Source organism: Streptomyces sp. 3MP-14 (assembly GCF_006334905.2).
GTDB classification, from domain to species: domain Bacteria; phylum Actinomycetota; class Actinomycetes; order Streptomycetales; family Streptomycetaceae; genus Streptomyces; species Streptomyces triticirhizae.
In genome coordinates this window covers 1-13035 of record NZ_VDLZ02000024.1, presented here as the reverse complement: position 1 = coordinate 13035, position 13035 = coordinate 1, and the positions used below count along the sequence as shown (strand labels likewise).

The following is a 13035-nucleotide window of genomic DNA, read 5'->3' as shown; positions in this document are numbered from 1 at the left end:
GCCGAACGAGCCGGCAGGCCCGCCCTTCGGCTGGCCGACGGCCGGCACCCACCACCCCGCACCAGCGGACAGCCCCGCGCAAGGAGCCAACGCGCACGAACGGGCCGACTCCAGCGAGCGGCCAAGTCCGTCCGGCAGGCCGGCGGCGCCTCCCCCGCCACCCCACCGCCCCGCGCCAGCAGCCAGCGGCGGGCCGCCGGGACCGCCCCTCCCGCCGCCCCGCGCCAGCGGGGCGGCGCACGCGACTACCGGTAGAAGCCCTCGCGGAGATTGATCCCGTGCTCGACCCACACCTTGAGCGCCGCGAGCATCCCCGTCCAGCCCTCGCAGTTCCCGAAGGCGGCCTTCGCCCCCTCGGGCGTGGGCTGCCACGAGGTCTCGGTGATCGTCACCAGGGTTCGCCGTCCGGAGTCGATCGGCTCGAACTCGAAGACGACGCGGGTGACGCCCCGCTCCCCCGTGGTGGCCTCCCCCGCCCACTCGATGACCAGCCGCCGAGGCGGGTCCGCCTCGGTGACGGTGACCGGAAACGCGCCAGGGAAGTCGGCGAAGTCCCAGGTCACGTCCGCGCCCGGGGCCAGGCGGCCCCGGGCGCCGCCGGTGGTGAAGTAGCGCGACAGTTGCTCCGGGTCGGCGACGGCCTCGTAGACCCCCTCGGGCGGCCGCGCGACGCGCCCGGAGACGGTGAAGGACAGTTCGGTCAGCGATGCACTCTCAGTCATGTTGTAAATTTACAACATGACTGCCCCCGCCGCCGAGGACGCCGACGACGACCGCGTGTTCAAGGCCCTCGCCTCGCCGGTGCGGCGCCGAATGCTCGACGCGCTCAAGTCGGCCACCCGCACCACCGGAGAGCTGTGCGCGCTCCTGCCCGAACTGGACCGCACCACCGTGCTCCAGCATCTGCGCGTGCTGGAGCAGGCCGGCCTGGTCACGGGCCGGCGCCTGGGCAGGGAACGGCATCTGTCGCTGGCGCCGCTGCCCATCAAGCGCATCCACGACCGCTGGATCAGCGGCTATATGACCGCCGCCGTCAACCTGCTCGACGAACTCGACCGCCACGACCAGGACGGCCAGGACCCCCAGGACGGCCAGGGCGGCCGTCACCAGGAGTAGGAGCCCCCGGTCCCGGCCGCCGCCAGCAGTCGGTGGAGTTCCAGGGCGTCGGGCGCGACGGCGCTGGTCAGGGTGGCCGGGCCGGCCAGCGGCACGGTGACCGCGCCCGCCCCGAGCCGCTGCGGCTCGGCGGGCGCCTTGGCCAACTCCGGGTCAACGCACAGCAGTTGCCCCACCGCCCGGTGTCCGCCCAGCACCGCGCCGCCGTCCCAGCCAGGCGCCCAGTCGCCGCAGCGCAGCTCCTGGTCGAGCAGCGGCCGCCCGTCGCGGTGGACGGTCAACCGGCTGGCCAGCCGCCCCGGCTCCTCGCCGTCCCGGCCCAGCACCAGGATCTCGCGCAGCGCCAGCCGGGCGGTCGGCGCCAGTTCGACGCGGGTGTGCTGGCGCAGCGCGCTGCCGGCGGCCGAGATCAACGGTTCCGGCGCCCAGTCCAGGGTGGCCTCGTCGGCGACCCGCAGCGTCACCCGGTACTCGGCCGGCTCCGGAACCCGGCCCGGCAGGGCAAGCGTCGCGGCGGCCGAGGTGATCCGCAGCGCGGCGCCGGCCAGCACGTCGACGGTCAGCTCCAGGCGGTCGCCGGTCAGCGGCGCGCTCATCGCCCCGACGAGCGTGACCTGCGCGAACGCCGGGTCGGCCGAGCGGGTGCGGCGCAGCGCCAGCGGCCCCTCGCCGCGCAGCACCGGCAGCGCCCCGCCGGGCGCGGCGACGACGGCGGCCCGCGCGGCGACCGAGGGCCGGCCGCCGCCCGTCACACCCCCGCCCCCGCCGCCGGCGTTTCCGCCGCCTGCGTTTCCGCCGACTCCGCGCGCCAGGCGGCGAGTTGGGCCAGCACCCAGTCGGCGACCGGGGCCACCCCCGCCGGGTCCTTCAGCGAGGTGAAGACCACGGGCAGTTCGCCGCGTTGGGCCTCGGCGTCCCTGGCCATCGCGGCCAGGTCGGAGCCGACGTGCGGCGCGAGGTCGGTCTTGTTGACCACCAGCAGGTCGGCGCCGGTGATGCCGGGGCCGCCCTTGCGCGGGATGTCGTCGCCGGCCGCCACGTCGATCACGAAGATCTGCGCGTCCACCAGGCCCCGGGAGAACGTCGCGGTGAGGTTGTCCCCGCCGGACTCCACCAGCACCAGGTCCAGCGGGCCGGTGCGGTCCTCCAGCTCCTCGACCGCCTCCAGGTTGGCGGAGATGTCGTCCCTGATGGCGGTGTGCGGGCAGGCGCCGGTCTCCACGGCGCTGATCCGCTCGGCCGGCAGCACGGCGTTCCGCAGCAGGAAGTCGGCGTCCTCGCGGGTGTAGATGTCGTTGGTGACCACGGCGATGGCCAGCCGTTCGCGCAGCGCCCGGCAGAGCGCGGCGACGGTGGCCGTCTTGCCGGAGCCGACCGGGCCGCCCAGCCCCACGCGCAGCGCCCGCCGGCTCCCGTCGGGGCGGCGCGCCCGGGCGGCCGAGTAGGTGTGGCGGTGCGGAAAGCTCTCGGGATGGTCGAGGTGCACGGCGTTCTCCCAGGATCAACGGCGGTCAGCCAACGGTCGGGAACGGTCAACGGTCCGGGACGGTCAACGAGGTGGCGGGAACGGTCAACGGGCGGTCGTGAGCGGGCGGTTCGGGTCGTGGTGCCGGCGGTCAGGGTCAGGTCGGGGTGGTCAGGAGGCGAAGAGCCGGACCGGCCAGGCCGCGTGCTCCTCGGCCGCGATCTCCAGCAGCGGCGCGGCCCCGGCCGGCAGCGCCACTTCGCCTCGCTCCGGCCAGGCGTCGGCCGCCGCCACCGCGCGGTCGGCGACGCGTTCCGTCTCGGGCGCGAGCCGGGCCAGCACCGCCGTCGCCTCGAACGGGTCGAGGCCCAGCAGCCGCACCACGGCCGAGGCCGGCGCGCTGACCGCGTCATAGCCGGCGGCCAGCGCGACATCGCGCGGGCCGAGCCCGGCCACCCGGCCGACCGCGCCGAGCACCACCGGCTGGTGCGCGCCGCCCGGCACCGCCTCCGCCAGCGCGGTCAGCGCGGGGTCCGGCCAGGTGGCCCGGGCGGCGCGCAGCAGTTGGCGGCCGAGCCGCCGCGCCACCGCGCGCAGCGCCGGCGACGGCGTGCGCGCGTCGGCCGCCGCGTCCAGCGCGGCCGGGTCGGCCCCGGCCGCCGCCGTCGCGGCGAGCGCGGCGGCGACCAGCCCCGCCGTGTGCAGCCGCCCCCGGCAGAACGCCGCCAGGGAGGCGGGCCCGGTGATCCGCCCGGCGCGCACCGCCGCCTCCGCGCCGCCCGAGTGGGCGTGCGCGCCGGCGGGAAACCGCCCGTCGGCCAACAGCAGCAGCGCCCCAGGCGTGCCGCCACCGCCCCGACCCGCCCCGCTCAGCTCAGCCCCGCCCCGCCCCGCCCCGCTCAGCTCAGCCCCGCTCAGCTCCGACGACACGACCGATCTCCTCCCCGCGCCCTAGAAGAGGAAGTACCGCTGGGCCATGGGCAGTTCGGCCGCCGGCGCGGGCTCGACCGGCTCGCCGTCCACGGTGACGGTGAAGGTGTCCGGGTCGACCGTGACGGACGGCAGGGCGTCGTTGAGCCGCATGTCCGCCTTGGTGGTGGCGCGGGTGTCGCCGATCGCGACCAGCGGCTTGGCCACCCCGAGCCGCTCGGCCAGCCGCCGGTCCAGGCCGTCCTCCAGGGCGAGCGGGGTGACGAAGGTGACCGAGTTCCCGGCCGGGGCGCGGCCCAGCGCGCCGAACATCGGCCGGGCCAGCTCCGGCTGCGGGGTGGGGATGGAGGCGTTGGCGTCGCCCATCCGCGCGTGGGCGATCTGGCCGCCCTTGAGCACCAGCAGCGGCTTGACGCCGAAGAACGCGGGCTCCCAGAGCACCAGGTCGGCGAGCTTGCCCGGCTCGACCGAGCCGATCTCGTCGGCCATGCCCTGGGCGACGGCCGGGTTGATCGTGTACTTGGCGACATAGCGACGGGCCCTGAGGTTGTCGGCCGCGCCGTCGCCGGGCAGCGCGCCGCGCCGCCGCTTCATGGCGTGCGCGGTCTGCCAGGTGCGGAGCACCACCTCGCCGACCCGGCCCATGGCCTGCGAGTCGGAGGAGATGATCGAGATCGCGCCCAGGTCGTGCAGCACGTCCTCGGCGGCGATGGTGGACGGCCTGATCCGCGACTCGGCGAAGGCCAGGTCCTCGGGCACCGAGGGGTTGAGGTGGTGGCAGACCATCAGCATGTCGAGGTGTTCCTCGACGGTGTTCACGGTGTGCGGCCGGGTCGGGTTGGTCGAGCTGGGCAGCACGTGCGGCTCGGAGACCACGGTGATGATGTCGGGCGCGTGCCCGCCGCCCGCGCCCTCGGTGTGGTAGGCGTGGATGGTCCGGCCGGCGATGGCGGCCAGGGTGTCGCCGACGAAGCCGGCCTCGTTGAGGGTGTCGGTGTGGATGGCCAGCTGGGCCCCGGTCTCCTCGCAGACGGTGAGGCAGGCGTCGATCACGGCGGGGGTCGCGCCCCAGTCCTCGTGGATCTTGAACCCGACGGCGCCGCCCCGCAGTTGGGCGCGCATCGCCTCGGCGGATACGGTGTTCCCCTTGCCGAGCAGGCCGATGTTGACGGGCAGGTCGTCGAGCGCGGCCAGCATCCGCTCCAGGTGCCAGGAGCCGGGGGTGACGGTGGTGGCCCTGGTGCCCTCGGCCGGGCCCGTGCCGCCGCCGACCAGGGTGGTGATGCCGGAGGCCAGCGCCTCGTCGACGATGCCGGGGGCGATGAAGTGGACATGCGCGTCGATGCCGCCGGCGGTGAGGATGCGACCATTGCCGGCGATCACCTCCGTCTCGGGGCCGATGACCAGCGCGGGGTGGACCCCGTTCATGGTGTCGGGGTTGCCGGCCTTGCCGAGCGCGGCGATCCGGCCGTCCCTGATCCCGACGTCGGCCTTGACGATCCCGGTGTGGTCCAGCACCACGACCCCGGTGATCACGGTGTCCGGGGTGCCCTCGGCCCGGGTGGCCCGGGACTGGCCCATGGACTCGCGGATCACCTTGCCGCCGCCGAAGACCGCCTCGTCGCCGGCCAGTCCGGGCCCGCCGCTGAGGTCGCGTTCGATCTCGATCAGCAGATCGGTGTCGGCCAGTCGCACCCGGTCGCCGGTGGTCGGCCCATAGAGGTCCGCGTAACGCTGTCTGCTCAGCTCGGTCATGAACGGTCACCCGCGCCGCCCGGTCGCGCACCCTCCGCGCCCGCCCCGTCCAGCGCCCCGCCGGCCGCGCCGCGCAGCCCGGGCACCACCCGGCGCCCGGCCAGCGGCACCAGCTCGACCTCGACCGGGATGCCCGGCTCGAAGCGCACGGCGGTGCCGGCCGCGATCGCCAGCCGCCTCCCCCAGGCCGCCGAACGGTCGAACGCCAGCCCGGGGTTGGCCTCGGCGAAGTGGTAGTGCGAGCCGACCTGCACCGGGCGGTCCGCGCCGTTGCGCACCACCAGCCGGGTGCGCGGGGCGCCCTCGTTCAACGGCACCGGCGTCTCGGCGAAGAGGATCTCTCCAGGGATCACGGCGGTCGGGCCTTCCTTCGTGGGGTCGTGCGGGGCCTTCGGGGTGGTCGGGGTGGTCAGGAGATCGGCTCGTGGACGGTGACGAGCTTGGTCCCGTCCGGGAAGGTCGCCTCGACCTGCACGTCGTGGATCATCTCGGGGACCCCGTCCATCACCTCGGCACGGCTCAGCACCCGCCGCCCGGAGTCCATCAGCTCGGCCACGGACCGCCCGTCCCTGGCGCCCTCCAGGACGTGGGCGGTGATCAACGCGACCGACTCCGGGTGGTTGAGCCGCAGCCCCCGGGCACGGCGGCGTTCCGCCACGTCGGCGGCCACATGGATCAGCAGCCGTTCCTGTTCGTGCGGGGTCAGTTGCACGCCTCCACCTCTCCACCTCGCGCGTCCGACGAGGCTGCCGACGCGTCCGTCCACGGGCCGGGTGGCGCCCGGCTGTTGGAGGCTAGACGCGGCGCGTTACGGCGGCGTTACTTCCATTCAGAAGTAACCGGAGGTGACCGGAGGTGTTCCGCCCCGCCACCCCGAGTGTGACCAGCGTCAAAGAACTGGCCGGCAGGGTTTCGAGCGGGCAGGGTAGGAGGCGGGGGACGGGACACGAGCACCAGCCCTGGCCCCAGGACCCCAGGCACCGAGGCACACGAGGTAAGGAGCCCCATGAAGATCGGGATCGTTGGCGCGACCGGACAGGTCGGCGGCGTGATGCGCGCGATTCTCGCCGAGCGGAAGTTCCCGGTGGATCAGCTGCGGCTCTTCGCCTCGGCCCGGTCGGCCGGGCGCGCCCTCCCGTGGGGCGACGGCGAGGTCACCGTGGAGGACGCGGCGGCGGCCGACTACTCCGGGCTCGACATCGTGCTCTTCTCGGCGGGCAAGACCACCTCGAAGGCGCTGGCCGAACGGGTCGCCGCCGCCGGCGCCGTGGTGATCGACAACTCCTCGGCCTGGCGGATGGACCCCGAGGTCCCGCTGGTGGTCTCCGAGGTCAACCCGCACGCGATCGCCGACCGTCCCAAGGGCATCATCGCCAACCCCAACTGCACCACCATGGCGGCCATGCCGGTGCTCAGGCCGCTGCACCGCGAGGCGGAGCTGGTGGCGCTGGTGGCCAGCACCTACCAGGCGGTCTCCGGCAGCGGGCTGGCCGGCGTCGCCGAGCTGCACGCCCAGGCGAAGGCCGCGCTGGCCCAGGACGCCACCGCGCTGACCTTCGACGGCACCGGCGTCGACTTCCCCGCCCCCGAGCAGTATGTGCGGCCCATCGCGTTCAACGTGCTGCCGATGGCCGGCTCGATCGTGGACGACGGCCTCGACGAGACCGACGAGGAGCAGAAGCTCCGCAACGAGACCCGCAAGATCCTGGAGATCCCCGGCCTGCCGGTCTCCGGCACCTGCGTGCGGGTGCCGGTCTTCACCGGGCACTCGCTCCAGCTCAACGCCCGCTTCGCGCGGCCCATCACCCCCCGCAAGGCGGTCGAGCTGCTGGCCGAGGCCGACGGCGTGGCGCTCTCCGACATCCCGACCCCGCTCCAGGCCGCCGGCCGCGACGTGTCGTTCGTCGGCCGCGTCCGCCGGGACGAGACCGTGGAGAACGGCCTCTCGCTCTTCGTCTCCGGCGACAACCTCCGCAAGGGCGCCGCGCTCAACGCGGTGCAGATCGCCGAGCTGGTCGCCGCCGAACGCGGCTGAGGCGGGGCCGCGCCACGACGGCAGGAAAACGGCGGTGGCCCGTCCCCGGAGTTCCGGGGGCGGGCCACCGCGTGTTGCGCTCGGGCGGTCGTCGGGTCAGTCGTTGACGCAGACGTTGCCCAGGGCCGGGTTGAGCAGGCCGATGACGTTGACCGTGTTGCCGCAGACGTTCACCGGGATGTGGATCGGAACCTGGATGTTGTTCCCGGACAGCACGCCAGGCGAGCCGGCGGCGAAGCCGATGGCACCGGCACCGAAGTCGGCGTCGCCGTGGTGCTTGCCCTTGCCCTTGTCGTGCTTGTCGCCCTTGTCGCCGTGGTCACCGTGGTCGGTGAGCGGACGGTGCGCGGGCTGGTCGGAGGCGGCCGCGGCCGAGCCGGCTCCGAGAACGACGGTGCAGGCAACGGCGGTCACGGCCGCAGCGGTGCGAAGACGCATGGGGGTACCCCTCAGTGAGGAAGAACTGAACGGGAAGATCTCACCGCGTACCCCCGCCCCGACCTGGGCATTGCTCCACTCGGAGGCGTGTCACGCGCCGCGTGCCGCCCCGGTCAGCAGTCGCACCCGCAGTCGCAGTCGCACCCGCCGCAGCAGCCGTCCTCGCTGCCGCAGTTGCAGCACTCACAGCAGTTGCAACAGTCGCAGCAGTCCCCGAACTTGTGGCACCAGCCCTCCCTCGGCTCGCCGTCCCAGGCGTCCTGGTAGCTCTCCCGGCAGCAGAGCTGGCAGGTGCAGAGCAGCCCGGCCCACACCGCGCAGCCGGCGATCAGGCCGCGCCGCTTCCCGTGGTCGTCCGGGGGGCGGGGCCGGCCCCAGTTCGGGTCGCCGACGCCCGGCGGGCGGGTGCCGGGCCCAGGACCGCCGGGCAGATGGGCGCAGGACGCGCCGAAGCTGCGGTCCACGGCCCGCTCCAGCTCGTGGACCAGCAGCGCGTGCGCCAGCCGGCCGTCGGTGAACGCGCAGTCGTCCAGGGCGAGTCGGACCCCGCGCACCGCGTCGTCGCACAGCCGGCGCACCTCGGCGGCCGAGGTGTCGGTGACGTCGATCGGGTTCCACAGCCCGGCCGCGCGGTCGGCCGCCAGGTCGTCGACCGCGTCCAGCAGATGGGCGAGCCGGCCGAAGAGCCGCCCGGCCTCGGCCAGCGGCGCCGCGTTCTCCGGGCGGCCGGCGAGCCGGGCGGTGTGCGCGAAGACGGCGGAGGTGGCGGTCTCGGTCGGCTCGGTGACGGTCAGCAGCGGGCTGCCGGGCGCGGTGCGTTCCTCGATCGACTGCTGCCGCTCCACGGCGGCGACCAACAGCCCGGTGTCGAAGCCGACGCCGGCCCCGCCCCTGGCGCCGGCCGCGTCCCAGCCCCTGGCCACCCGGGTGGCGGCGGTGGCCAGGGAGCGGCGGCGCAGCGGGCCGTCGCCGTCGAGCACATGGTCCCTGATCTTGGCCGAGGCCAGCACCAGGGAGACGGCGGCGGCCAGTTGGGCGCCGGCGCCGTTCGCCACCGTGGCGGTGCGCATCCCGCGCAACGGGCAGGGCCCGGCGGTGCGCCGGGCGGGCGGCGCGGCGCCCTCCAACTGGGCGTCGTGCAGCACGGAGATCAGCAGCCCGTCGTAGTTGGTGGCGAGCCGGGCCGACTGGCCGTGCGTGCCGCGCAGCGCGAGGCAGAGGCCGCACAGATGGGCCATCCACTCGTCGCGCAGCCGCCGCGACAGCCGGTGCTGACAGGGTCTGATGATCCCGAACACGCGCACTCCCCTGGGGTGTTGCCCCGCTCCGCTTCCCGAGACGGCCTCTCCGTGCCGCGCACGGAAGACGCACGAACCCCCGGTCGCGGTTGCGGCCGGGGGTCGTGGGATGTGCGATGCCGGCTGCCCGTTACGGGAGGCTGGCGCCGACGGCGGCCAGCGCGTCGGTGACCGGGTAGAAGAAGGTCACCCCGCCGGAGGAGCAGTTGCCGCTGCCGCCGGAGGTCAGGCCCACCGCGTCACTGCCGGAGAACAGCGAGCCGCCGGAGTCGCCGGGCTCGGCGCAGACCGTGGTCTCGATGGTGCCGTAGACCGTGCCCTGCGGGTAGCTGACCGCGACGTCGACGCCGGTCACCTCGCCGCCGTGCAGGCCGGTGGTGCTGCCGGAGCGCTCGACCGACTGGCCGACGACGGCCTCGGCCGCGCCGCTGATCGACTGCGTGGTGCCGTCGTAGCGGTTGACCTCGCTGGCGCCGCTGCTGCCGCTGTACTCCACCAGCGCGTAGTCGGCGCCCGGGAACTCGCCGGCGGTCATGGTGCCGATCGGCGAGCCGCCGGAGGAGGCGGCCCAGCTGCTGCCGACGCTGCCGCAGTGACCGGCGGTGAGGAACGCGGTGCCGCCGTTGACGTTGAAGCCCGCCGAGCAGCGCGCGCCCGAGCTGTAGATGGCGTCTCCGCCGGCGACATACGGCTGGAACTCGCCGCCCACGGTCTCCAGGCTGGCCAGGTCGCCCAACTCGGCGACGCCGGCCTCGATTTCGGCCAGCTCGGCCTCGGTCACCGAGGAGTCCACCTTGACCTTGACCGCGTTGCTCAGCGGATCGACGGACCAGGAGGTGCCCGGCACGGCGAACGTGTCGACCTCGGCCATCACCTCGTTGAGGGTCTCCAGGCTGTGCTCCACGACCCGAGCCTCGGCCCCGGCCTCCTCCACGAGCGCCGCCGCGCTCTCGTCGAGGACGTTGACCACGAGGGTCCCGGACTCGGAGTCGTAGTAGCTGCCGGCGGCGGCGGTGTCGCCCAGCTCCTCGACCAGGGTGTTCGCGAGCGTTCCGGCCTCGGACGAGGACAGCACACTCGGGACCGCGGCTTCGTCCGCCGGGCTGGCGCTCGCTTGAGCGACGGCGAACGAGCCGGCGAGCAGGGCCGCCACACCGGTGGCGGCGACCGTGATGCGCCGGGTTGACGTGCGTCGATGTGTCACGCTTTTTCCTCCTGTGGGGGTTGGAGCCTTCGCTCCGGAGAGAGCACGGACCTGGCCGAACCCTGTTGGTCCGTCACGTCCATGCCAAGCGGTACTGGCGAGTATTCCCAGCGCGCCCAGGACCACACAAGAACAAGTTCTTGCCCCGACCAGATCATCACACTGGTGCGGGTAATGCGCGTAAACCGTCCAGAACACTCCGGATTTTCCCCCTGAGAGGCGCACAGTCGGGGCGACAGGGGGCGTCCATACCGGCGCGCACGGTGGTGCGCCCCCACACGTGCGCCGGACTAGACCTGTCCGGAAATCGCCCCTCGGGGCGACCAAGTACCTCCCCGTGGCCACCATTTAGCAAGCACGTAACAAAGAGGCGTTCACACGCGCCCCCCGAACACACCACTGCCCCCACCCGGTTCGGGTGGGGGCAGTGACCGTGAGGTTTCCCCGTCGGGTCGGCGACGGGAACGGCGGGCGCGCTACAGGATGGTCGCCCCGTAGTCGTTCAGCGCCTCGACGACCGGCTGGAAGAACGTGGTGCCGCCGGAGGAGCAGTTGCCGCTGCCGCCGGAGGTCAGGCCGATCGCGGTGTTGCCGGAGAAGAGCGGGCCGCCGCTGTCACCGGGCTCGGCGCAGACGTTGGTCTGGATCAGCCCGGAGACGATGTCGCCACCGCCGTAGTTCACCGTGGCGTTGAGCCCGGTCACCGTGCCGCCGGTCACGCCGGTGGTGCTGCCGCTGCGGGTCACCGACAGGCCGATGGTGGCGTTGGCCGCGCCGGTGATGTCCCGGGTCGTGCCGTTGTAGAGGTTCACCACGCCCGGGCGCGGGACGGACGCGTTGTCGTAGCGCACCAGCCCGTAGTCGTCGCCGGGGAAGCTGGCGTCGATGCTCGGACCGATATAGGTGGTCAGGCTGGAGTTGGTGTACCAGTCCGGGTACCCCTCGGTGCAGTGACCGGCGGTCAGGAAGTACGCGGCCCCGCCGATCGAGACGTTGAAGCCGGCGGAGCAACGCCAGCCGGCGTCGGCGTAGATCGCGTCGCCGCCCGCCAGGAAGCGCTGGATCTTACCCTCGGTGCGCTCGATGGTGATGGCGTCCGCCACGTCACCGGCGCGCTCGGTGATCTCCTGGATCTCCGCGTCGGAGACGGTCTCGTCGACCGTGACGCGCAGGGTGTTGGACTTCTCGTCCACCAGCCAGGCGGTGCCGGCCACGTCGGCGGCGAGCACGGCGTCGCTGGCGGTGGAGAGTTCCGAGGCGGAGAAGGTCCGCGCCTCGTCCGCCTGGGCCGCGCCCGGCAGGGCGAAGGCGGCGGCGGCGAGCAGCCCCGTGGCGGCGGCGATCAGCCCGAGCCGGGAGCTGCGTCTGTGGGGGTTGGTGCGCTTCAAACTCACGTGTTTCCTCCAGTCAAGGAACGGATGGCCCGCTGGGTGTCGGGCCGTGAGGCGTGGCCGGGATCATGAAATGCCATGACCCTGACAAGCGCTGGATGAATCTTCTTCACCGCCAACCCCGTTGTCGAGAACGCCTTTCGGCCACGCCCCCCGGCCGCTCACCCGTTTGGCCGCCCCGACTGGACTTACTCTCCGTCAGCCCCCGCTCACGGCAACGTCGCTGATGAGGCCGTACGTCGAATGCACCAGAACCGTCACGAAACTCATAACAGCCAGGTATCCACATGGCACCACAACCGCATCATGGACGACGATGGACCAGCGGACGGGTAGAGGCCGCGTCAGGAGAGGAGGCGACCATGGGATCGGTACGGAAGGCCAGCGCCTGGCTGGGCCTCGTCGACGACAGCGAGATGCGCTACTACGACGACGAGTACGCCGAGGGCCCCGAGCCCGGGGACAGCGCCGCGCCGTGGACCACCGACCCGCGCCTGCGGGTCGCGGCCCAGGCGGCCGAGGAACAGGGCAGCCGGATCGCGATGGTCACTCCCGAGAACTTCCGGGACGCCCGCCGCATCGGCGAGCTGTTCCGGGACGGCATCCCCGTGGTGATCAACCTGACCTCGCTGGAGACGGCCGACGCCAAGCGCGTCGTCGACTTCGCCGCCGGGCTCAACTTCGGCCTGCGCGGCAGCATCAAGCGGGTCGCCAACCGAGTCTTCCTGCTCACCCCGGCCACCTACCAGGTGGTCTCGGGTGAGACCCGGCCGGAGGACAACGACGGGTTCTTCAACCAGAGCTGAGCCCCTTGCCGGGGAGGGGAGCGGAGCCCCGGGCCCTGGGGGCCCGGGGCGTTCGCGCTGCCGCGCGGGGGCGCGGCGCTTGCGGGGGCGCGCGGCGCGCGCGGGCCTGGGGCCCGCGACGCTTGCCGGGGCGGGGTGGGGTTGTTCATGGGCCTGCGGCCCATGGTCCGGGGCTCGGGCCCGGGCGGTCGTTTGGCCTGCGGCCGGCGACGCGGGCCGGGCCGGGCCGGGCCGGGCCGGGCCCTGGACCCCACCGCCCAGGCGGGGCGGGGCAGTTCACGGGCCGGAGGCCCGCGACACTCAGGGAGAGCGAGCAGGGCGGAGACGTTCCCCGCCTGCGGCCAACGACATGGGCGGGGTGATCCCGGGGCCCACCGCCCGGCCGAGGCAAGGCAGTTCATGGGTGATACCGGGGCCCACCGCCCCCGCCCGAGCAGGGCAGTTCACGGGCCGGAGGTCCGCGACACTCGGGGAGAGCGAGCAGGGCGGAGACGTTCCCCGCCTGCGGCCAACGACATGGGCGGGGTGATCCCGGGGCCCACCGCCCGGCCGAGGCAAGGCAGTTCATGGGTGATACCGGGGCCCACCGCCCCCGCC

The 13035-nt window shown here is 73.8% G+C and carries 14 protein-coding genes; 3 read left to right on the top strand and 11 right to left on the bottom strand.

Annotated features, from left to right (window positions below; translation table 11 throughout):
• Window positions 1–245: 245 nt before the first annotated feature.
• Window positions 246–722, bottom strand: coding sequence for an SRPBCC domain-containing protein (locus tag FH609_RS29265; protein ID WP_139674860.1), 477 nt, complete (start codon window positions 720–722; stop codon window positions 246–248).
• 16 nt (window positions 723–738) lie between these two features.
• Here FH609_RS29265 and FH609_RS29260 point away from each other — a divergent pair, with 16 nt between their 5' ends.
• Complete coding sequence (locus FH609_RS29260) at window positions 739–1116, top strand: ArsR/SmtB family transcription factor (protein WP_139674863.1); 378 nt, start codon at window positions 739–741, stop codon at window positions 1114–1116.
• On the opposite strand, the gene FH609_RS29255 is transcribed toward FH609_RS29260, so the two are convergent.
• The 6 genes from FH609_RS29255 to FH609_RS29230 form a co-directional block, all read right to left on the bottom strand.
• The gene (locus tag FH609_RS29255; RefSeq protein WP_139674866.1) at window positions 1104–1868 is read right to left on the bottom strand and encodes an urease accessory protein UreD; all 765 of its coding nucleotides are present in this window, start codon (window positions 1866–1868) and stop codon (window positions 1104–1106) included. The two genes, FH609_RS29260 and FH609_RS29255, sit on opposite strands and share 13 nt — an antisense overlap.
• Entirely contained in the window at window positions 1865–2602 is a 738-nt protein-coding gene (gene ureG, locus FH609_RS29250) for an urease accessory protein UreG (protein WP_139674869.1), read from the bottom strand. The genes FH609_RS29255 and ureG overlap by 4 nt, the downstream gene beginning before the upstream one ends.
• A 150-nt stretch (window positions 2603–2752) precedes the next feature.
• Window positions 2753–3454: an urease accessory protein UreF gene (locus tag FH609_RS29245; RefSeq protein WP_226962043.1), complete on the bottom strand. Its 702-nt coding sequence runs from the start codon at window positions 3452–3454 to the stop codon at window positions 2753–2755.
• Between the two features lie 78 nt (window positions 3455–3532).
• Window positions 3533–5266, bottom strand: coding sequence for an urease subunit alpha (locus FH609_RS29240; RefSeq protein ID WP_139674872.1), 1734 nt, complete (start codon window positions 5264–5266; stop codon window positions 3533–3535).
• Window positions 5263–5619, bottom strand: coding sequence for an urease subunit beta (locus tag FH609_RS29235; RefSeq protein ID WP_139674875.1), 357 nt, complete (start codon window positions 5617–5619; stop codon window positions 5263–5265). Before FH609_RS29235 ends, FH609_RS29240 begins: the two co-directional genes overlap by 4 nt.
• Before the next feature lie 56 nt (window positions 5620–5675).
• A complete protein-coding gene (locus tag FH609_RS29230; protein ID WP_139674878.1) occupies window positions 5676–5978 on the bottom strand; it encodes an urease subunit gamma in 303 nt (100 codons plus the stop codon).
• A gap of 294 nt (window positions 5979–6272) precedes the next feature.
• Between FH609_RS29230 and FH609_RS29225 the strand changes: the two genes are divergently transcribed.
• Window positions 6273–7301 carry an aspartate-semialdehyde dehydrogenase gene (locus FH609_RS29225; protein ID WP_139674881.1) on the top strand — a complete coding sequence of 343 codons (1029 nt, stop codon included), beginning with the start codon at window positions 6273–6275 and terminating at the stop codon, window positions 7299–7301.
• Between the two features lie 96 nt (window positions 7302–7397).
• On the opposite strand, the gene FH609_RS32345 is transcribed toward FH609_RS29225, so the two are convergent.
• The 4 genes from FH609_RS32345 to FH609_RS29205 all read right to left on the bottom strand — a co-directional run bounded on the left by FH609_RS32345 (window position 7398) and on the right by FH609_RS29205 (window position 11635).
• A complete protein-coding gene (locus FH609_RS32345; protein WP_139674883.1) occupies window positions 7398–7739 on the bottom strand; it encodes a chaplin in 342 nt (113 codons plus the stop codon).
• 113 nt (window positions 7740–7852) lie between these two features.
• Window positions 7853–9037 (bottom strand): DUF5685 family protein, encoded by a 1185-nt coding sequence (locus tag FH609_RS29215; protein ID WP_139674886.1) that lies wholly within the window; start codon window positions 9035–9037, stop codon window positions 7853–7855.
• A 130-nt stretch (window positions 9038–9167) separates the two neighbouring features.
• The gene (locus FH609_RS29210; protein ID WP_139674889.1) at window positions 9168–10241 is read right to left on the bottom strand and encodes a S1 family peptidase; all 1074 of its coding nucleotides are present in this window, start codon (window positions 10239–10241) and stop codon (window positions 9168–9170) included.
• 476 nt (window positions 10242–10717) lie between these two features.
• Window positions 10718–11635: a S1 family peptidase gene (locus FH609_RS29205; RefSeq protein ID WP_139674892.1), complete on the bottom strand. Its 918-nt coding sequence runs from the start codon at window positions 11633–11635 to the stop codon at window positions 10718–10720.
• 359 nt (window positions 11636–11994) lie between these two features.
• Here FH609_RS29205 and FH609_RS29200 point away from each other — a divergent pair, with 359 nt between their 5' ends.
• A complete protein-coding gene (locus tag FH609_RS29200; RefSeq protein ID WP_122399494.1) occupies window positions 11995–12438 on the top strand; it encodes a cell division protein SepF in 444 nt (147 codons plus the stop codon).
• Window positions 12439–13035 lie beyond the last annotated feature (597 nt).

Excerpts from the sequence above, each read along its gene's own strand:
- FH609_RS29260 (WP_139674863.1), top strand. The coding sequence starts at position 739 with ATGACTGCCCCCGCCGCCGAGGACGCCGACGACGACCGCGTGTTCAAG.
- FH609_RS29265 (WP_139674860.1), bottom strand. The coding sequence starts at position 722 with ATGACTGAGAGTGCATCGCTGACCGAACTGTCCTTCACCGTCTCCGGG.
- FH609_RS29240 (WP_139674872.1), bottom strand. The coding sequence starts at position 5,266 with ATGACCGAGCTGAGCAGACAGCGTTACGCGGACCTCTATGGGCCGACC.
- FH609_RS32345 (WP_139674883.1), bottom strand. The coding sequence starts at position 7,739 with ATGCGTCTTCGCACCGCTGCGGCCGTGACCGCCGTTGCCTGCACCGTC.
- FH609_RS29225 (WP_139674881.1), top strand. The coding sequence starts at position 6,273 with ATGAAGATCGGGATCGTTGGCGCGACCGGACAGGTCGGCGGCGTGATG.
- FH609_RS29200 (WP_122399494.1), top strand. The coding sequence starts at position 11,995 with ATGGGATCGGTACGGAAGGCCAGCGCCTGGCTGGGCCTCGTCGACGAC.